Source organism: Amycolatopsis sp. DSM 110486 (assembly GCF_019468465.1).
Lineage (GTDB): Bacteria > Actinomycetota > Actinomycetes > Mycobacteriales > Pseudonocardiaceae > Amycolatopsis.
Map to the genome: position 1 here is coordinate 2,402,193 of NZ_CP080519.1, position 18,889 is coordinate 2,421,081.

General features: G+C 69.9%; 22 protein-coding genes. 8 read left to right on the top strand and 14 right to left on the bottom strand.

Going from position 1 to position 18,889, the window contains the following annotated elements; all coding sequences use genetic code 11:
* Positions 1 to 103: 103 nt before the first annotated feature.
* Entirely contained in the window at positions 104 to 1,057 is a 954-nt protein-coding gene (locus tag K1T34_RS11550) for a Ppx/GppA phosphatase family protein (RefSeq protein ID WP_220244270.1), read from the bottom strand.
* A 24-nt stretch (positions 1,058 to 1,081) separates the two neighbouring features.
* Positions 1,082 to 2,146: a lytic transglycosylase domain-containing protein gene (locus tag K1T34_RS53215; RefSeq protein ID WP_255638750.1), complete on the bottom strand. Its 1,065-nt coding sequence runs from the start codon at positions 2,144 to 2,146 to the stop codon at positions 1,082 to 1,084.
* 333 nt (positions 2,147 to 2,479) lie between these two features.
* On the opposite strand from K1T34_RS53215, the gene K1T34_RS53220 reads away from it, so the two are divergent.
* Complete coding sequence (locus K1T34_RS53220; protein ID WP_255638455.1) at positions 2,480 to 3,088, top strand: hypothetical protein; 609 nt, start codon at positions 2,480 to 2,482, stop codon at positions 3,086 to 3,088.
* 405 nt (positions 3,089 to 3,493) lie between these two features.
* Here the strand turns inward: K1T34_RS53220 and K1T34_RS11560 are convergent, their stop codons facing one another.
* The 6 genes from K1T34_RS11560 to K1T34_RS11585 form a co-directional block, all read right to left on the bottom strand.
* Positions 3,494 to 4,036, bottom strand: coding sequence for a DUF501 domain-containing protein (locus K1T34_RS11560; protein ID WP_370643816.1), 543 nt, complete (start codon positions 4,034 to 4,036; stop codon positions 3,494 to 3,496).
* A 268-nt stretch (positions 4,037 to 4,304) separates the two neighbouring features.
* Positions 4,305 to 4,583 (bottom strand): helix-turn-helix transcriptional regulator, encoded by a 279-nt coding sequence (locus K1T34_RS11565; RefSeq protein WP_220244273.1) that lies wholly within the window; start codon positions 4,581 to 4,583, stop codon positions 4,305 to 4,307.
* Positions 4,583 to 5,074 carry a DUF2975 domain-containing protein gene (locus tag K1T34_RS11570; protein ID WP_220244274.1) on the bottom strand — a complete coding sequence of 164 codons (492 nt, stop codon included), beginning with the start codon at positions 5,072 to 5,074 and terminating at the stop codon, positions 4,583 to 4,585. The genes K1T34_RS11565 and K1T34_RS11570 overlap by 1 nt, the downstream gene beginning before the upstream one ends.
* A gap of 121 nt (positions 5,075 to 5,195) precedes the next feature.
* Positions 5,196 to 5,558 carry a septum formation initiator family protein gene (locus K1T34_RS11575; RefSeq protein WP_220244275.1) on the bottom strand — a complete coding sequence of 121 codons (363 nt, stop codon included), beginning with the start codon at positions 5,556 to 5,558 and terminating at the stop codon, positions 5,196 to 5,198.
* 230 nt (positions 5,559 to 5,788) lie between these two features.
* Positions 5,789 to 7,075, bottom strand: a complete 1,287-nt coding sequence (eno, locus tag K1T34_RS11580) for a phosphopyruvate hydratase (RefSeq protein WP_220244276.1) — start codon at positions 7,073 to 7,075, stop codon at positions 5,789 to 5,791.
* A gap of 99 nt (positions 7,076 to 7,174) precedes the next feature.
* Complete coding sequence (locus K1T34_RS11585) at positions 7,175 to 7,645, bottom strand: VOC family protein (protein ID WP_220244277.1); 471 nt, start codon at positions 7,643 to 7,645, stop codon at positions 7,175 to 7,177.
* Between the two features lie 72 nt (positions 7,646 to 7,717).
* Between K1T34_RS11585 and K1T34_RS11590 the strand changes: the two genes are divergently transcribed.
* Both K1T34_RS11590 and K1T34_RS11595 read left to right on the top strand, forming a co-directional pair.
* Entirely contained in the window at positions 7,718 to 8,119 is a 402-nt protein-coding gene (locus K1T34_RS11590; RefSeq protein WP_220244278.1) for a tetratricopeptide repeat protein, read from the top strand.
* Between the two features lie 179 nt (positions 8,120 to 8,298).
* A complete protein-coding gene (locus tag K1T34_RS11595; RefSeq protein ID WP_220244279.1) occupies positions 8,299 to 8,499 on the top strand; it encodes a hypothetical protein in 201 nt (66 codons plus the stop codon).
* 195 nt (positions 8,500 to 8,694) lie between these two features.
* Here K1T34_RS11595 and K1T34_RS11600 read toward each other — a convergent pair whose 3' ends face one another.
* A complete protein-coding gene (locus tag K1T34_RS11600; RefSeq protein ID WP_255638456.1) occupies positions 8,695 to 9,480 on the bottom strand; it encodes a murein transglycosylase in 786 nt (261 codons plus the stop codon).
* 353 nt (positions 9,481 to 9,833) lie between these two features.
* Between K1T34_RS11600 and efeU the strand changes: the two genes are divergently transcribed.
* The 5 genes from efeU to pip all read left to right on the top strand — a co-directional run bounded on the left by efeU (position 9,834) and on the right by pip (position 14,705).
* On the top strand, positions 9,834 to 10,682 hold the full coding sequence (efeU, locus tag K1T34_RS11605) for an iron uptake transporter permease EfeU (RefSeq protein WP_220244280.1): 849 nt from the start codon (positions 9,834 to 9,836) through the stop codon (positions 10,680 to 10,682).
* Between the two features lie 2 nt (positions 10,683 to 10,684).
* Positions 10,685 to 11,830, top strand: coding sequence for an iron uptake system protein EfeO (gene efeO, locus K1T34_RS11610; RefSeq protein WP_370643679.1), 1,146 nt, complete (start codon positions 10,685 to 10,687; stop codon positions 11,828 to 11,830).
* The gene (gene efeB, locus K1T34_RS11615) at positions 11,827 to 13,083 is read left to right on the top strand and encodes an iron uptake transporter deferrochelatase/peroxidase subunit (protein WP_220244282.1); all 1,257 of its coding nucleotides are present in this window, start codon (positions 11,827 to 11,829) and stop codon (positions 13,081 to 13,083) included. The genes efeO and efeB overlap by 4 nt, the downstream gene beginning before the upstream one ends.
* Positions 13,084 to 13,117: 34 nt before the next feature.
* On the top strand, positions 13,118 to 13,528 hold the full coding sequence (locus tag K1T34_RS11620) for a PPOX class F420-dependent oxidoreductase (RefSeq protein WP_220244283.1): 411 nt from the start codon (positions 13,118 to 13,120) through the stop codon (positions 13,526 to 13,528).
* 199 nt (positions 13,529 to 13,727) lie between these two features.
* Positions 13,728 to 14,705: a prolyl aminopeptidase gene (gene pip / locus K1T34_RS11625; RefSeq protein ID WP_220244284.1), complete on the top strand. Its 978-nt coding sequence runs from the start codon at positions 13,728 to 13,730 to the stop codon at positions 14,703 to 14,705.
* 63 nt (positions 14,706 to 14,768) lie between these two features.
* On the opposite strand, the gene K1T34_RS11630 is transcribed toward pip, so the two are convergent.
* The 5 genes from K1T34_RS11630 to K1T34_RS11650 are packed head-to-tail and all read right to left on the bottom strand — an operon-like array spanning position 14,769 to position 18,821.
* Positions 14,769 to 15,314, bottom strand: coding sequence for a hypothetical protein (locus K1T34_RS11630; protein WP_255638457.1), 546 nt, complete (start codon positions 15,312 to 15,314; stop codon positions 14,769 to 14,771).
* 5 nt (positions 15,315 to 15,319) lie between these two features.
* A complete protein-coding gene (locus K1T34_RS11635; protein WP_255638458.1) occupies positions 15,320 to 16,645 on the bottom strand; it encodes a hypothetical protein in 1,326 nt (441 codons plus the stop codon).
* The gene (locus tag K1T34_RS11640; protein WP_220247124.1) at positions 16,642 to 17,445 is read right to left on the bottom strand and encodes an ABC transporter ATP-binding protein; all 804 of its coding nucleotides are present in this window, start codon (positions 17,443 to 17,445) and stop codon (positions 16,642 to 16,644) included. The genes K1T34_RS11635 and K1T34_RS11640 overlap by 4 nt, the downstream gene beginning before the upstream one ends.
* Positions 17,446 to 17,466: 21 nt before the next feature.
* Positions 17,467 to 18,243: a zf-HC2 domain-containing protein gene (locus tag K1T34_RS11645; protein WP_220244286.1), complete on the bottom strand. Its 777-nt coding sequence runs from the start codon at positions 18,241 to 18,243 to the stop codon at positions 17,467 to 17,469.
* The gene (locus tag K1T34_RS11650) at positions 18,240 to 18,821 is read right to left on the bottom strand and encodes an RNA polymerase sigma factor (protein ID WP_220244287.1); all 582 of its coding nucleotides are present in this window, start codon (positions 18,819 to 18,821) and stop codon (positions 18,240 to 18,242) included. Before K1T34_RS11650 ends, K1T34_RS11645 begins: the two co-directional genes overlap by 4 nt.
* Positions 18,822 to 18,889: the final 68 nt, after the last annotated feature.

The following is an 18,889-nucleotide window of genomic DNA, read 5'->3' on the forward strand; positions in this document are numbered from 1 at the left end:
TAACCAGATCGCTCGGTTGCAAAAGAGTGACAACCTTGTCGCTCACCCGGGCAGAGTACGACCAAGGTCTTGTTGATCACCGCGCGTGTCCGCGCTGCTCCACTCAGGCGAGGGACAGCGCGATTCCGTCGAGGATGTCGTGTTCGCTCACGATCAGCTGGTCCGGACCACCGCGTTTCGCGAGCTGCTCGGCCAGCACCTGCACGATCACCGCGCCCCCGCCGATCACGTCCACCCTGCCCGGATGGATCACGGGGTTGGCCGCGCGGGTGGCCCGGTCGGCCGCCAGCAGGCTCGTCGCGAGGCGGTCGATCTCGGCGTGGGAGAGCTTCGACAGGTGCGTTCGCTCGGAGTCGTACTCGGGCAGCTCCTGGGCGACCGCTGACAACGTGGTCACCGTGCCGGCGACCCCGATCCAGGTCTTCGCCTTGGCCACGTCGACGACGTCGAAGGCCTCGGTGAGGATGGTCTCGGCGGTGGTTTTCGCCCGGGCGATTTCTTCGTCGGTGGGCGGGTCACCCTTGAGGTCGCGCTCGGTGATGCGGACGCAGCCGATGTCCACGGACTTGGCCGCGAGCACCTCGGCGCGCTGCCCGTCCCACGTGCCGAGGACGAGCTCGGTCGAGCCGCCGCCGACGTCGACGACCACGAAGGGACCGTCGTCCGGGTCCTGCTCCCCGACCGCGCCGGTGAAGGACAGCCGCGCTTCCTCGTCGCCGCTGATCACTTCGGCCTCGACGCCGAGCGTCTCGCGCGTCATGGCGAAGAACTCGTCGCGATTGCTGGCGTCCCTGGTGGCAGAGGTGGCGACCATCCTTATTTTTTCGACGCCCTTGCGCCGCGCCGCGATCGTGTAGTCGGCGAGGGCTTTTCGCGTCCGCTCCAGCGCTTCCGGCGCCAGGCGCCCGGTGGCGTCGACGCCCTGGCCGAGGCGCACGATGCGCATCTCGCGGTGCAGGTCGCGCAGGTCCACCGTGCCGTCGTGGCGCGGCGTCAGCTCGGCGACGAGCAGGCGGATGGAGTTGGTCCCACAGTCGATCGCGGCTACACGAGGCATGGCGTCGACCTTACTGGGTCGAGGTCAGGACGCTGGGGCGTTGCTCGTCGGGCTCGGTGAGCCGCTGCTGTCGTCGGGCTGTGTGGAGCTCGGCGGGGCGCACGGCGGGAGGCTCGTGGTGGTGGTCGTGGTCGTGGTGGTGCTGCTCGGCGGTGTGCTGTCCTGCGTCGTACTGGATTCGCAGGTCGGCGTGGTGCTGGTAGTGGTAGTGGTGTCGGTCGAGGTGCTGCTGCTGGGGCCGTTCGGCGGCAACGACGTCTGCGGCGGCCCACTCGGCGGCGTACTGGACACCGGTGGCGGCGGCACAGCCGGCGGCGGCGGGTTCACGCCCGCATTGGGCGCCCCGACGGGAATCTGGCTGTCCGGCAGCGGCGCGACGCCGTTGCGGTAGGCCTCGGCCCAGAGGATGACGGTGTTCACGTACACGTCGGAGTTGTTGTAGCGGTAGATCGCCGTGCGCAACTGGTCCGGGTTCGCGACGTCCAGGCCGCCGGAGCAGAGGTAGCGCGCCGTGGCCAGCGAGGCGTCGAACAGGTTCTCGGGGTCGGCGGTGCCGTCGCCGTTCCCGTCGGACGCGTACTCGCGCCACGTCGCGGGGATGAACTGCGCCGGCCCCACCGCGCGATCCCAGACGGTGTCGTGGTCCAGCACGCCGCCATCGGTGTCGGGGATCGCCGCGAAGGGCCCGGTCCCGTTGAGCTCCGGGCCGAGGATCGGCTCGAGCGCCGTGCCCGCCGCGTCGACGTATCCACCCCGCGCGTGGTTGGACTCGATCCGCCCGATGCTGGCGACCAGCGCCCAGTCGATGTGGCAGATCGGCTGCTCGTGGGCCAGGATGTCCGCCGCGTTGTGATACGCGGCCAAGGCGGTGGTCGGGATGCCAAGGGGCCCGGTGGGCAACTCGTAGGCAGGCAACGGCAGCGGGACGGGGGAGTCGGGCAGGCTGCCGTCGACAGCGACCTTTTCCACCTGGGGGTTCTGGGGGTCGTAACCCTGCTCGAGGGCTACGTCTTTGGTGTGGGTCGTCGGCAGACCGGCCGTCCACGCCCCGATGGCCAGCGTTGCGGCGATCGCCGGCACGACCGCCAGGATCCCGACGGCGATGGAGAACGCGTTCCGGTGCTTCGCGGTGACCTTTCGGCTGCGGTACCGGGCTTTCCTCGTGGCGATCCGCAGTGCTCGCGGGCTGTGACTCGGCGGGGCTTGATCGGGCCTTGACCAGCGGCGGGGTCTGTCTTGGTCTTCTTCAGCGTCAGCGTCAGCCTCAGCTTCCGCTGCTTCTGCTTCGCCCGCTTCGCTTACTTCGGCAGCGGCTCCGGCTCCGTCTTCACCTGCTCCGACCACTTCGCCGACCTCGGCAGCGGCTCCGACTTCGCCTTCTTCACCCGCTCCGGCCAATTCGCCGACTTCGCCTGCTGCGGTTTGAGCAACACCGACCTGCGCTTCTGCCTCGGCATCGGGTGCCACGACCTCGGTTCCACCGGCTACCTCGGCGTGAGCTTCGTCGACTTCGCCCGCTTCAGCCTGGGCCGCTTCGCCCTCCGCGGCGCTCGCAGCTCCGACTCCTTCACCCTGGGCCGCAGCTTCGCCGCGCGCTTCGACTTCAGCCGCGCCACCTTCACCCGCCGCGGCCTGACTTCCTTGCCCTTCGTCGGCTTGCACAGCTTCAGCGGCTTCGACTCGCACTACAGCTTCGCCGACTGCCGCGGTCGCGTCGGCCCTGGCATCTGCGGTGGCTCCGGTCCCAGCCCCCTGCGGCTCGGCGTCGTCTGCCGCCTCAGGTTCGGTCGCTTGAGCTGGTTTGGCTTCGGCGTTGTCGGTGAGGGCTCCGTCGTCCGGTGTATCCGATTCGCGCCGAGCGTCCCCAGCCAAATCTTCAGCCTTGGCTGCGATCCCCGGGCCCTGCGCGTTTTCGCCATCAGCCGCATGCTCGTTGTTGCCGCCTTCGGCTTCTTCGCGGCCCTCATCGCCCGGCGGTTCTTCGTCGTCCACGTCTGCGATCACGGCGTGTTCACCAGCGCCCAGCTCTGACTGGGCTTCCTCGGTCGAACTGTCGGCCTGGCCCGTGATCTCCTCGGCGGGAGCCCCACTGGCGGCCAGCTCGGTCGAGCCCTCGTCGGCGGTCTCCGCATTAGAGGGTTCCTCGCCGAGGTTCTGGCCGCCACCGTCCACATCGCTCGCCTCGACTTCGGCCGAAGCCTCATCGCGAGGGGCGTCGCCGTGGGGTCCATTGCGGAGCTTCCGGGCGATGTGCCCGAGTCCGCGTGGCGCCCGCATGGTCCGAACCCTCCTCCGGGTCACCCGGTGATGAGCCCGATGGTTGCCTACGTCGTGTGAAGATTCCGTACTCAGCTTGGCGGCGGGTCACCCGTACGGGAACCCACAGATGCAGTAACTGCCCGCCTGTCCGGACTATCTGCACACGAGACGGAAGCGTTACCCCTCTTCGACTGCCGCGCACTCGCCCGAGGGCCAGCCCTGGGTGTGGAGCCAGGCAAGGGTCTCGTCACCGAAGGGGTTGACCCCCGGGCCTGCGGCGAGGGTGTGAGCGAGGTGGACGTGGAGGCACTTCACGCGCCCCGGCATGCCGCCGGCGGTGACCTGCGTGCCGAGGGACTCGATGGCGTCGCGCTCGGCGAGGTAGGTCTCGTGCGTGCGCAGGTACGCCGCGGCGAGCTCCGGGTCGGTCTCGAGCCTTGCGGTCATCTCCTTCATCACGCCGGACGCCTCCAGCGTGCCGACCAGCGACGTCAGCCGCGGGCACGTCAAGTAGTAGAGCGTGGGGAACGGGGTGCCGTTCTCGAGCCGCGGGCTCGTCTGCACCACCGACGGGTGCCCGCTCGGACACCGCGCCGCCACGGCCCGCAACGCACGCGGCGGCCGCCCGAGCTGCTCCTTGATGATCTCCCGGTCTGCATCGGAGACCGGCTCGAAGCGGGGGGTTTCCGTGCTGCTGTTGCTGCTGTTCACGCCCCCCAGGTTAGTGCCGCCGACGCCCGGCCCCTCCGCCACCTCCGCCTGAACCCCCGACTTATCCACAACTCGACTCCCCTGTGGACAACTCGGCCGCCCACGTCCTCGACCGCCGTTTTCGCCGGCCCCCGCCGATAGAATGGGATGGGGACGCCCCCCTTGGGAGGGCGGGGGCCTGTGGTCCCGGCGGCGGCGTCCGATAAGTGCCCAAGCGAGGCCAGACGCGGCGGGGATCGCGGGCGTTATGGCGCGTCCACGCGATCCACGTGCCGTGTCACAGCCCACTGACACCAGGCGTTTTCACGCCCACCCGAGACACCTCCACCCCCGCGTCGTCCCCCGCGTCATCCTCCGCCTCCCACCGCAGCAGGTCACCCGGCTGGCACTCCAGCACCTCACAAAGCGCCGCCAGCGTCGCGAAGCGAACTGCCTTGGCGCGGCCGTTCTTCAGCACCGCCAGGTTCGCCGGTGTGATTCCCACGCGGTCCGCGAGCTCGCCCACCGACATCTTCCGCCGGGCCAGCATCACGTCGATGTCGACGGCGATGGGCATCAGATCACCTCGTCGAGCTCGGCCTGCAGCTGCTTCGCCTCGACGTCGCGCGCGACGGCCCGGGCGAGGAGCATCCGCAGGACCAGCACGATGAGCGCGACGCCCAGGATGGCGACGCCGATCCCGCCCATGATGAGGGTGACGCCGGGGTCGTCGCGCTGGCCGGGTGCATTGATGGCCGTGACCGCGAACCACACGAGGGCCGCCGCCACGATCGCGCCGATGACGGTGTCGACGTAGCGGAAGGCGGCGTGGGTGAACACGGTGCCGCGGCGCACCATCGTCACCAGCCGCCACACGCTGACCACGGCGACCTGCACCGTCACCAGGCCCAGGATCGCGAGGAGGCGAAACGCGGTCAGCGGCAGCGTCCCGTCCTCCGGGTCACTCCCGGTGACCAGCACCCACACCATCAGCACCTGGATCAGCACGGTTCCGGTGAGCACCACCGCGAGCACCGTGCGCAGCGCGTTCACTGCCAGCTTTCCCACAGGCCAACCTCCCATCGAGTTACGATGGGAATCTATCGATTTTCGATAGATTAGGCAAGCCGCAAAAGAGAAACGGCGGGGTACCCGAAGGCACCCCGCCGCTCAACCCAAAACCAGACCGTCACCCACCGGAAACCGAGTCCCACAGCTTCTCGTACCAAGACCCCTGCGGAACCGCCGCCGGGTTGGCCGCGGGAGGCGGCGCGGAAGGCTGGTCCTCCGGCAGCTGCACGATGTACGGCGTCTCCCCCGGCTTCACGTACCGCAGCCGACGGCGGGCCTCCGCCTCGATCTGCGCCGGGTCGCTCAGCTGGGCCTTGCGGTCGCGCAGGACGTCGACTTCCTTCTGCAGCTGGGCTTGCTGCGCCTCCTGGTCACGCACTTCCGACCGCTGGCTCAGATACGTCCGCAGCGGCACCGCGACGGTGAACGCCAGCGCACACACGACGATCGCCACCACGGCCGCGCGCCGGGTGGTCGACATGCCGAGCACTTTGGCCGCGCCCGACGCGCGTTTCGCCGCGAGGCCACGGCGTAGCCGAGCCCTCGTCGTCTCCGCTGACGAAGCCTCCGCCGTCCGACGCCGGGCCGACGCGGGGCGACGGGCCCGTGTGGACCCGCCTCCCTCGGCGCGCCGCGTCCGCGTGGACCCGGCGCCGTCGGCTCGGCCTCCGCGGCGGCTGCGCGCCCTCCCCCGGTCGGCCATGGAAACCCTCAGGCCTCCGCGGTGAACCGCGGGAAGGCGAGGTCGCCGGCGTAACGCGCGGCGTCCGCCAGCGTCTCCTCGATGCGCAGGAGCTGGTTGTACTTCGCGATCCGCTCGCCGCGTGCCGGGGCGCCCGTCTTGATCTGGCCGACGCCCGTGGCGACCGCAAGGTCCGCGATGAACGTGTCCTCGGTCTCGCCGGAACGGTGGCTCATCATCGACTTGTAGCCGTACGACGTGGCCAGCGACACCGCGTCCAGCGTCTCCGACAGGGTTCCGATCTGGTTGACCTTCACCAGCAGCGCGTTGGCGGCGCGGCGGGTGATGCCCTCTTCGAGGCGGTCCGGGTTGGTGACGAACAGGTCGTCGCCGACGAGCTGGACCTTGTCGCCGACCTCGGCGGTCAGCTGGACCCAGCCGTCCCAGTCGTCCTCGCTCAGCGGGTCCTCGATGGACACGAGCGGGTAGTCGCGCAGCAGTTCGGCGTAGTAGGCCGACATCTGCTCGGCGCTGCGCTTGGTGCCCTCGAACGTGTAGGCGCCGTCGGCGAAGAACTCGGTGGCGGCGACGTCCAGCGCGAGCGCGACGTCGCGGCCCGGCGCGTAGCCGGCCTTCTCGATGGCCTGCAGGATCAGGTCGAGCGCCTCGCGGTTGTTGCCGAGGCTCGGCGCGAAGCCGCCCTCGTCGCCGAGGCCGGTGGACAGGCCGCGGCCCTTCAGCACGCCCTTGAGCGCGTGGTAGACCTCGGTGCCCCAGCGCAGCGCCTCGCGGAACGACTCGGCGCCGATCGGCGCGATCATGAACTCCTGGATGTCCACGTCGGTGTCGGCGTGGGCGCCACCGTTGAGGATGTTGAGCATCGGCACGGGCAGCACGTGCGCGTTCGGCCCGCCCAGGTAGCGGAAGAGTTCCAGCTCGGCCGACTCGGCGGCGGCCTTCGCGACGGCCAGCGAGACGCCGAGGATCGCGTTGGCGCCCAGGCGCGACTTCGCGGGCGTGCCGTCGAGGTCCACGAGCTTCTGGTCGACGATCCGCTGATCCACGGCGTCGACGCCGACCAGGTCCGGACCGATCTCGTCGAGCACCGCGGCGACCGCGCGCTCCACGCCCTTGCCGTTGTAGCGACCGGTGTCCCCGTCACGCAGCTCGACTGCTTCGTGCTCGCCGGTGGACGCACCCGACGGGACAGCGGCCCGCGCCAGCGTGCCGTCGTCGAGCGCCACCTCCACCTCGACGGTCGGGTTGCCACGCGAGTCCAGAATCTCGCGCGCGCCTACCTGCTCGATGAGAGCCACGCCATGCTCCTCAGTGGGTCGTGCCTGCGGTGACGCCGCCCAGAGTAGCCGTCCGCGGCTTTCACCCGTTGGAGGCACGGCCATTCCGCTCAGTGCCCGTCAGTGGGCTTCCGAGCCCTCCGGCCGCACTTCACGCCACCCGGACGGCAGCTCGACGATCTCCGACGTCTGCTGCCAGAACGTCCAGCTGTTGCCCCCGGGATCCGCCACCGTGAACACGCGCGCGCCGTACGGCTGGTCCTGCGGCGGCTCCGGCTCGGCGTCCTCGCCCAGCGCCGAACGCACGCGCTCGTACTGCGCGTCGACGTCGGTCACGTAGATGATGTTGAGCTGCCCGACCGGTCCCTCGACGCCCTTGGCCGCCCAGTACTCGGAACCGACGCCGGCGAGCTGGACCGTTCCGGTGCCCGCGCAGAGCGTCGCCTGGAAGACCTCCCCGGACGCGTCCTCGAACCGCACTTCCTCCCGGAAGCCGAAGACCCTGGTCAGCCACTCCAGCGCCGCCGTCGCGTCGGTGTAGTAGAGGTAGGGCGCCAGGCCCAGGTAGCCGGGTTCCTGTCCGCTGCTCATGGCAGGACAGTCCACCACGACCCGTCCGCCGCCTCGTGCGAGGCCCTCCGGAGCGGTATCGTCGGAGTGACCATGACGGACGCCGCAGCAGCACCAGAGCCCACCGGCGAAGACCGTTTCCGCGCCTTCCGCCAGGCCGAGGATCTGGTCGAACGCCACCGCCCGCTCGACGCGCTCAAGGCGCTCGAACCCCTGCTCGACGAGACGGACAAACCGAGCGTCCAGCTCCTCGCGGGCCGCGCGTACTTCCACTCGGCGCAGCTGCGCCGGGCGGAACGCGCGTTCACACGAGTCCTCGAGCTGGATCCGACGGATCACTACGCCCGCTTCGTCCTCGGGCGGACCCTCCAGCGCCTCGGCCGGTTGGCCGAGGCGCTGGCGCAACTGCGGATGGCTTCGGCGATGAACCCCGTGCCGGAGTACCTGGAGGCGATCGCGGAAGTGACGGCGCGGATCACGTTGCAGGATCGCTGACGGGCTGTTCGGGCTCCGCGCCTTTCCCGATCGGCGCTGTCGGGCTCGGTCTTCTGGCCGGTCAGCGGTTGCGCGGGTGTGGCCTTTCGGCGCCGCCGCTCGGCCGGTCGGCTGATCCGGCGGACCCTCCTCGTGGGCGAATCTTGAGTCATCACGGAGAACGACCCGAGGAGCTCGAGATGAACGTCTTCACCTTCATCGCCGTCTACGCCGGCCTTGCCGTCCTGCTGCTGGCGGCGCTCTCGCCGGTGATCGTCGAGCTGGACGCGCGGTTCCCGGCCGGCCGCCGCCAGCGCGCCGCCGCCGCTTCGCCCGCCACTCCCGCCGCGCCGCGTCCGGCGAAGGCCCTCAAGGGCACGCGGATCACCGCCCACGCCTGAGGTGCAAGTGACGCGCCGCTCTGGCACGGCGCGAGTGCGGCACCCTGCCAACTCGCCGACTTATCCACACCGTGACTCTCGCCCGCGAGGTTGTCCACAGATTCCGCGAAACCCGTTGCCGGGCCGCTGACCTCGGTAGACTGGGTTCGGGGACGCCCCCTCGGGAGGGCGGGGGCCTGTCTTCCCGACCCGCTGTCAGGGAGCGACGCTCGCCGCAGCGTACGAGTCCGCGGCGGAGAACACGCTCTGCACGTAATCCACCGAAGCGTTGTAGAACAACATCGCGCGCCACCAGCCCGTGGGAGTGCCGAGGTCGTCGCCACCGGAGCAGAGGTAGCGGGCGGCCGTGAAGGCGGCGTCGTCGATGTTCTGGGGGTTGGCGGGTTTGCCGTCGCCGTTGGCGCGTTCGGCGTACTTCTTCCACGTCGCCGGGGTGAAGTGGAGCGGGCCGAGTTCGTGGTCGGCTTTGCGGTCGCCGTCGAGGGCGCCGGAGTCGGTGTCCGCGCCGACGGAAGCGCCGACGACAGCGGGAGTCATGTCACCCGAGGAAGACACGGTCAGCGAAGGCGTGGCCAGATGGCCGATGCCGGCGAGGGTCGCCCAGGACAGGTGGCAAGCCGGTTTCTGACGGCGCATCCACATTTCCGCGCGGCCGTACGCGGCGAGAACCCGAGCGGACAGCTGAGTCTTGCCCGCCACGCGCGCGGCCCACGCGTCCAGCTCCGCCTGGTCCGATTCCGTCGGACGGTCGGGCGGGGCGGCCAAACCGGCGCGCGGAGCCGTAGCACCCGATTGGGGACGCTGCGGTGGCACCGAGAACGACGACGTCGCAGCAGGAACGGGCGGAGCGGCCGAAGGAGCCGGGTTACGCACCCCGATCGTCACCACCAGCACGATCCCCGTGAGTACCAGCCCCAGCGACAACGCGATCCGGCTGACGTAGCGACGAGGCGGAGACGTCGTCTGAGTGGTATCGGCCACCCGGACAGGTTACTTCTCCCACCTTCGCGTGACGCCACATCGGGTGATCACGAAACGCCTCGCGCCAGGCGTCCCGAGCCGGACACGGCCAGGCCCCGATCGAACACTCCCCGATGCCGTTCCGCCTCACAAAAGGCAAGCGGACGGTTAACTCCCAGCCCCAGCCGCCCACATCACACAATTCGTTATGGATCCGCCGTTCACCCCGCTGACCTGCGGTTACCCTAACCTAACCCGACCGGGTAGTCCGTTTTGTCCGATCACTCAGGGGTTCCCGGGCGTACGCTCCTCTGGACTTACAGGCAAGCCTTACCTAAAAACATCAGGTCAGGTATGCGGAGGAGGGCTGAGCAGTGGTGTTTTCGAGCGCGCTCATCGGGTTGCGCGAGGGGCTCGAAGCCGCCCTCGTGGTCAGCATCCTGGTGGCGTTCCTGGTCAAGACGGACCGGCGCCACGCGCTGAAGTTCGTGTGGCCGGGCGTGGGTGCCGCGGTGCTGCTGTCGGTCGCCGTCGGCGCGATCCTGACCTACAGCACCGCGCAGCTGAGCTTCGAGCACCAGGAGCTGCTCGGCGGCAGCCTCTCGATCGTCGCGGTCGCGTTCGTCACGGCGATGATCTTCTGGATGCGCAAGGCTTCCAAGCAGATGGCCGCGGAGCTGCGCGGCAAGATGGAGGACGCGCTCAACGTCGGCCCCGCCGCCGTGCTGCTGCTGTCGTTCCTCGCCGTCGGCCGCGAAGGCCTCGAGACGGCCGTGTTCTTCTACTCCGCCGTGCAGACCGCGCAGTCGGACACGATCCAGCCGCTCATCGGGTTCGTGGTCGGCATCGCCGCCGCGATCGTGATCGCGTACCTGCTCTACCGCGGCGCCGTGCGGTTCAACCTCGCGAAGTTCTTCACGGTCACCGGCGTGCTGCTGGTGTTCGTCGCCGCCGGCGTGCTCGGCTACGGCCTGCACGACCTTCAGGAAGCCGGCTTCATCCCGGGCCTGACCACCCTCGCGTTCGACGCGTCGAGCGCGCTGCCGGAAACCTCCTGGTACGGCGCGCTGCTCAAGGGGATCTTCAACTACTCACAGCAGACCACCGTGCTGCAGGCGATCGCTTGGGTCGCCTACGTGGTGATCGTGCTCCCGCTCTTCCTCAAGCCCACCAAGAAGAAAACCGTCACGGCTGAAGCCGCTGCGGCCGCTGTCAAGGAGTGACCGTGCCCCTTTCTCCCAGAACCCCACTGGCCGTGCTGGCCGGAGTCGGCGCCCTCGTGGCCCTGTCCGCGTGTGACAGCACCGATTCCGCGTCGAGCGGCTCCGGCGCGGCGGGCCCGATCAAGGTCGAGGCCTCCGACAGCACGTGCGCCGTCGCCGTGAATACCGCCAACGCGGGCAACGTGACGTTCGAGATCACCAACAAGGGCACCAAGGTCACCGAGTTCTACCTCTACGCCGAGGGCGACCGGATCATGGGCGAGGTCGAGAACATCGCCCCCGGCCTCAACCGCCGGCTCATCGTCGAGGTCCCCGAAGCCGGCAAGTACCAGACGGCGTGCAAGCCGGGCATGGTCGGCAACGGCATCCGCGGCGACTTCACCATCACCGGCGGCGCGCAGAAGCAGACCGACACCAACGCGCAGAAGGCCGAAGCCACCAAGAGCTACGCCACCTACGTCGCCAACAACACCGCCGCGCTCGAGACCGAGACGCAGAAGTTCGTCGACCTCGTGAAGGCCGGCAAGGTCGACGAGGCCAAGGCCGAGTACGCCACCACGCGCGTGTACTACGAGCGCATCGAGCCCGTCGCGGAGAAGTTCGGCGACCTCGACCCGCTGATCGACGTGCGCGAGGCCGACCTCGAGTCGGGCCAGCAGTTCACCGGTTTCCACCGGCTGGAGAAGGACCTGTGGGTCACCGGCCTGCAGCCCGACAGCCCGCAGGTCGCCGACAAGCTGCTCACCGACGTCAAGGACCTGGTCACCAAGACCAAGACGCTGCAGCTGAGCGCGCTCGACCTCGCCAACGGTGCCAAGGGCCTGCTCGACGAGGTCGCCACCGGCAAGATCACCGGCGAGGAAGAGACGTTCTCGCACACGGACCTGTGGGACTTCCAGGCCAACGTGGACGGTTCGAAGGGCGCGATCGCTTCGCTGCGCCCGATCCTGCAGGAGCGCGACCCGGCTCTGGTGTCCACTCTGGACAAGCAGTTCGCCAACGTGCAGTCGCTGCTGGACAAGACGCGCGTGGGTGACGGGTTCAAGTACTACAACCAGCTGTCGCAGGACGAGATCAAGGCGTTCGCCTCGGCGGTCGACGCGCTGAGCGAGCCGCTGAGCAAGGTCGCGGAGGTTGTGTCGAAGTGAACGAAGAGGGCACCCGCGTCTCCCGCAGGAAGCTGTTCGGCCTGGCGGGAGCGGGGGTCGCCCTGGCCGGCGCGGGAGCGGCGGCCGGGGTCGGCATCGACAGGATGGGTGGCTCCACCGCACAGGCCGCGGTGACCACTGTGGACTTCCACGGCGAGCACCAGGCCGGCATCGTCACGCCGACCCAGCAGAACTTGCACTTCGCCGCGTTCGACGTGACGACGACCGACGTCGGCGAGCTGCGGCAGCTGCTGCGCACGTGGACTTCGGCGGCGCGGCGGATGACGGCCGGGCAGGAGGTCGTGCCCAACGGAGCCGTCGGCGGCGCGGCCGAAGCCCCGCCCGGCGACACGGGCGAGGCGCTGGACCTGCCGGCGTCCGACCTGACGTTGACGATCGGCTTCGGCCCGTCGCTGTTCGACGGCCGGTTCGGGCTCGCGGCGAAGCGGCCGGCGCAACTGATCGACCTGCCGCTGTTCCCGAAGGACAAGCTCGACCCCGCGCGCACCGGCGGTGACCTGTGCATCCAGGCGTGCGCCAACGACCCGCAGGTCGCCGTGCACGCCGTGCGCAACCTCGCGCGGCTCGGCTTCGGCGTCACGGAGGTGCGCTGGTCGCAGCTCGGCTTCGGGCGCAGCTCGTCGACGTCGCGCGAGCAGGCCACGCCGCGCAACCTGTTCGGTTTCAAGGACGGCACCAACAACATCAAGTCCGAGGACACCGATTTCCTGCGCGACGAGGTGTGGGCCGTGGCCGGTGACGGCCAGACCTGGATGGCGGGCGGCTCGTACCTGGTGGCGCGGCGGATCCGGATGCACATCGAGACGTGGGACCGCGAGCCGCTGGAGGGCCAGGAGCAGATCGTCGGCCGCACCAAGGGTTCCGGCGCGCCGCTGGGCCAGACGGCGGAGTTCGACGAGGTCGACCTGGGCGTCCGCGGCGAGGGCGGCGTGCCCCTGATCGCCGACGACGCGCACATCCGGCTGGCTTCGCACCAGACGTTGAACGGGACCCGGATCCTGCGGCGTGGCTACAACTTCGTCGACGGTTCCGACGGCGTCGGCCACCTCGAAGCCGGACTGTTCTTCCTGGCTTTCAACCGCGATACGCGCAAGCAGTACGTGCCCATGCAGCAGGCGCTGTCGTCGAAGGACGCGATGATGGAGTACGTGCAGCACACGGGTTCGGCGCACTTCGCGGTTCCGCCGGGCCTCACCCCCACCTCGAACTGGGGCGACGGCCTGTTCGCTTGACTTCAAGTGGGGTTGAACTTGCACGGTGGAGTGCATGTTCACCTCAGCAGAACTCGACTACCTCGCCACGCAGGGTCTCGGGCGGCTCGCCACGCAGCAGCCGAACGGGACCCTGCAGGTCAGCCCCGTGGGCTTCACCTACAACGCTGACGCCAAGGCCATCGACATCACCGGCTACCACCTGACGCAGAGCCGCAAGTACCGCAACGTCGCCGCCAACGGCCGCGCCGCCTTCGTGGTGGACGACCGTCCGTCGCTGAACCCGATGCGCGTGCGCTGCCTGGAGATCCGCGGCCGCGCGGAGGTGCTCACCGACGTGTTCGCGCCGGACGGGCACCTCGACGGAGCGGTCATCCGGCTCCACCCGGAACGCATCATCAGCATGGGCATCGACAACGCCGATGTGCCGCCGTTGGAGATGAAGCCGAACAACCGCAACGTCTGAGGCCGCTACCGGATCGTCGGCCAGAACCCGCACCGCTGCTCGGCCACCGCGTCCACCGGCTGGATCGCGAGGGGTGCACGGGGCCGGCGGCGGGGGTTCAGTGCCGGGGAACCAGCGCCGGCGTCGCCCGTCCTCGACGTCGAACGGTGCGTTCACGCTTCCGCCCCCGCGCAAGGCACCGGTGCGCGATCATGCTTGCATGGTGACCAAATCCGAGGACGGGCGTTATCCGTCGACCGAGCCACACGAGTCGGGCACGCTGGAGGTCGGCGACGGCCATTCGCTGTACTGGGAGGTGTCGGGCAACCCCGACGGCAAAACGGCCGTCGCGCTGCACGGTGGTCCCGGCTCGGGGAGCTCTCCGGGAACGCGGAGCCTGTTCGACCCGGACCGTTACCGCGTGGTCCTGTTCGACCAGCGCAACTCCGGGCGCAGCACCCCTTCGGCGACCGACCCGGTCGTCGACCTGTCGGCGAACACCACCCAGCACCTCGTCGCCGACATCGAGGCCCTGCGGGTCCACCTGGGAATCGAGCGCTGGCTCGTGTGGGGTGGCTCGTGGGGCGTCACGCTCGCTCTCGCCTACGCGCAGGCACATCCGGAGCGCGTGACCGAATTGGTGCTCGCGGCCGTGACCAACGGCGACCACCGCGACACCGACTGGATCACTCGTGACATGGGCCGCGTTTTCCCGCGCGAGTGGGAAAAGTTCCGCGATGGCGTACCCGCCGCCGAACGCGACGGCGACCTGTCAGCGGCCTACAGCCGGCTGCTCCACGACCCCGACCCCGAGGTCCGCGCCAAGGCCGCACACGGGTGGTGCGAGTGGGAGGACACGCACATGTCGCTGGCCCCCGACGCCGCACCGCGCCTGGCGATCGCCGACCCGGCGTTTCAGCTGACCTTCGCCCGCATCGTGACCCACTACTGGTCCCACGGCTGTTTTCTGGACGACGGGCAGCTGTTGCGTGACATCGAGCGGCTCCACGGGATTCCCGCCGTGTTGATCCACGGGCGCTACGACGTCAGCGGTCCGCTCAGCACAGCCTGGGCGCTGCACCGGGCCTGGCCCGGAAGCGAACTCGTGGTTCTCGACGACACCGGTCACGGCGGCGGCAGCATGACCGCGGCGATCATCGCCGCCACCGACTGCTTCGCCCGCGATCAAGACCAGTGATCGTTGCGCCCTAGCGCCGGTTGCCGTACCCGCCCCCCGTGCGGGTACGGCAACCGGCGGTTCTCAGCGGCGGGCCCCCGCCACCGCGTAAACCCCCGTGCCCAGCAGGAACAACGTGCCAGCGAGCCACCAGGACACAGCGACGTCCGCGGGCTGCAGCGGCCACGCCACCACCTCGTACAGGCCCTGTGGATCATGCGGTGCGAACAACGCGACCACGATCCACAGCAGCGGGAACGTCCACCCGAACTGGCCGCCGAACGCGAAAGCCGCCAAGCCCGCCAGGCCGACGAGGCCGAGGCCGTCGCGCAGGATCACGGCGGCCGGGATCGCGGACGCCTGCACCGCCAGCAGGACTCCGACGGCGAGGGCGCCGAGCACGACGAGGTGCACCAGCCGCCGCGGGAACCAGCCGAACGCGGCGGTGCGGTCGAGGTCCACGTCCTGGCCCGACAATCCGGTGGCCGCGACGGCGATCGACGCGCCCAGCGCCAGCGAGGCGAACACCACCGACCAGTCGGCGCCGGCGAGGACGCGGATCACCACCGGACACAGGACCAGGGCCGCGAGAGACGCGGGCAGCCGGCGCGAGCGGGCGTAGAGCGTCATCCACCTCATCGCGACGCTCCGGTCAGCAGCGCGTACGGGTCACCGGAGCAGGTCTGCTGGGCCTGGCGTGCCGCGGCGACGCGCGTGAGCTGCTCGGAAGCGGGCAAGGCGCGCAGCTTCGTCCACGCGTCACGCATCGACGTGGTCATCGAGGGGCCGTAGATGTCGGCGTGGGGCGGGGTGACCAGGTCGCCGAGCAGCCACGAGGCGACGACATAGCGGGCCGCCGAGTCGGTGACCGCACCGGAGCACACGGGGGCGCTCGCGAGGATCTCGTACTCGAGGGTCCGACCGGTTGTGCCACGCAGGAGGTAGCTGTCGCGGCGCACGACGAGCGCGGTCGGGTCACCGGGGCCGTGGCTGACGTACTCGGAATCGGTCGTCTCCACGATGTGCGTCGGCGCAGAAGGCAGCTTTGCCAGCCGAGCCAGGGCGTCCTTGCCCGGACCGGCCACAGTGGACAGCCAGTCGGCATGCAGGGTGGTGACGCACACCGGACCGTCGCACACGGGCTTGCCCGCGCCGGTGCTGTCGGTGAAATTGTCGGCGGCCGAGGCCGGGAAGAGCGGAAGGGCGACGGCCAGCCCGACGACGGCCGGCAGCACCGCGGACCAGCGCCGCGCGGCCAGCACGAGGAACCCCGTCGCGGCCAGGCCCAGCAGCCAGCACAGCTGGCCGATCGACACGGCGAGAACCGGCTCGACGAGTGGGCTGCTCGGCTGCGTGATCGTGGGCGAGAGCAGCGCGATGCGATTCGGCACCGCCTGCTCCACCGAGCTGCCACGTTCCCCGGCGATCTGCAGCACCACGCCCACCACAAGCGCCACGACCCCGGCGGCCGGGGCCGTCAACGGGTGCGGCAGCAGCCGGCCGACGGCGAGCCCCACGGCGACACCCGCGACCACCGAAGCGATACCGACCAGCAGCGGCAGCACCCACGTGAACGTGAACCGCCCGTCGTTCGCGATCACCTGCCCGAGCCCGACCGCGACGATCACGAGGTAACCGACCACAGCGGCCAGTCCCATCACGAGCCCGACCTTCGCCGTGCGCCGCCCGACGGGTAGCGGGGTCGTGGTCAGCAGTTCTTCCATTCCGGACCGCCGGTCGCGCATCCCCTGCAGCGCCGCGCCGCACACGATGATGGGCCACAGCAGCGAAAGCAGGTAGCGCGACCACAGCACCGACGGTGTCCACTGCAGATCCCAGGCCACGGCGTCCCTCGACCACGGCCCGCTGAACAGGAAGAAGAACCCCAACCCTACGGCCAGGAGCACGAACAGGAGCCAGGGCGCGATCGTCCGTCGCGCCTCGGTGCGCAGCACGCTCACCAGGAACCCCTCCCCCGGTCGTGGTTGAGCAGCGCCGAGTAGCCGCGTTCGATGGGGCTGTCGCCGATGTCTTCGGGAGTGCCCGCGGCGGCCAGCTGGTCGGGCGTGCCCTGGAAGACGAGCTTGCCCTCGGCGAACAGCACCACGTCGGTGCACGCCGTGGCGACGTCTTCCACCAGGTGCGTCGACACGACGACACACGCGTCCTGTCCGAGCTGCGCCATGAGCTCGCGGAACCGCACGCGCTGCGCCGGGTCGAGACCCGCGGTGGGCTCGTCGAGCAGCAGGATCTGCGGGTCATTCACGATAGCCTGCGCGATGCCGACGCGGCGGACCATGCCGCCCGACAGGGTTTTGAGCTTGTCGTCGGCGCGGTCGGCGAGGCCCACGCGCTCGATCGCGCGCTGCACGGCGGCGGGAATGTCCTGTTTGGACATTTCCTTCAGCCACGCCAGGTACTCGACGAACTCCCGCACCGTGAACCGCTTGTAGTACCCGAACGTCTGCGGCAGGTATCCGATCCGTCGGCGCAGGCGGCGCTGGTCGATGTGTCCCCCGACCGACTCACCGAGCAGCGCCAGCCCGCCTTCCGCCGGCCGGAGCACTGTCGCCAGGGCTCTGATCAGCGTGGTCTTGCCGGCCCCGTTGGGCCCGAGGAGGCCGTGGACTCCCTTGCCCAGGGACAAATCCAGGCCATCGACGGCCATTTTCCGCCGCCCCACCCGTACTTTCAGCGCTTCCGCCTGGATTTCCCAGGCATAGGTCGACGGAGCGACCTCAGCGGCTTCGACTGCCCGCATGTCCATTGTCCCCTTCCTCCCTCAGTGGTGCGCGCTGAGCCGAGTGAACGCGCTCCGGCGGAGCACCACCACCACGGCCGTCAACGCGAAGATCCCGCCCCAGACCGGGAGCGATCCCGGTTGCAGTGCGAACGAAGACCCCTTGGCCAACATCGGCAGCACCAGCACGGCGATCCACGCGGCCACTAGCACCGACGCCGCGCGGCTCACGCCGATGAGCCCGCCCAGCGCCAGGGTTCCTGTGGTGAACGCGAGGCTCGGTAGCAGCGCCAGCCCCAGATTCGTGCCGGTGAGCCAACCCGCGACCAGCAGCACGGGAACCACGGCCACCAGCACCGCCGTGGTGCGGCGAAGAACGAGGTCCAGACCAGCCCGCGGGCTGGCGGCGACCAGTTCGTACGCCGGGTCGAGGCCACGTGACCACGACGCCGCGACGCCCAGCACCGGCAGCACCGGCGCGAAAATCTGGACGAACGACAGGTTGCCCTGGAATCCGCGGTCGAGCAGCACGGCCACGACCGCCACCAGCACCGTCATCACCAGCCACGGCAGCATCACCGGGGTCGCCCAGCTACGGGTCCTGAAGCGGCTGGGTACGCGTTGCGGCTTGGTGGTGAGCTGGGCCTGGAGTCCATTCCAGACGTCGGTGATCAGCGGGTCCGATGTGGACAGTTGTGCGAGCCGAGCGCGGCAGACGGCACACGTCTCCAGGTGGGCCTCGGCGGCCCACTCCTCGTCGCCCGGCAGCGTGCCGCCTTCGAGGTAGCCGGTGAGGAGTCGATCCGGGACGTGTTTCATGTCAGTGCCTCTCGCATGGCGATCCGCGCGCGGCGCGCCCGCGTCTTCACAGTTCCTTCCGGCAGCCCGAGCAGCACGGCGGTCTCGCGGACGGACAGCCCGTCGAGCACCATCGCCTGCAGGACCTGCCGCAGCTCGGGGGCGAGCATGCGCAACGCGTCACCCACCTCGTCGCCGACGGTGGCCTTGAGCGCTTCCTCCTCCGCCGCCGGCGCGGTGACGTCGACCTGCGTCACGGTCGGCACCTGCGCGTGCTGCGCCCTCCGCCGAAACGCGTCAACCAGCCTTCTCACGGCGATCGTCCACACCCACCCGACCGCCGACCCGCCGGCCGCCGCCCCCGCGAACGACCCGGCCGCCCGCCACACCGCCAGGTACGTCTCCTGCATGACCTCGGCGACAACCTGCTCATCCGCACAGCGGCGCCTCAACCGCACCGCCAACCACGGCGCCGTGCGACGGTAGAACTCCTCGAACGCCGCCCGATCGCCCCGCGCAGTCCGGCGGACGAGCTGCTCCTCGTCCACCTCTGGCGCGGGCTTCTGGTGCTTCACATCAGGCAAGACGCCGCGAATCATCCCACGGTTCTCGTGGCTGTGTGGTTTGGGTCACACCAGTGGGTGCAGAGGCAGGCGAGCCGCCGGCG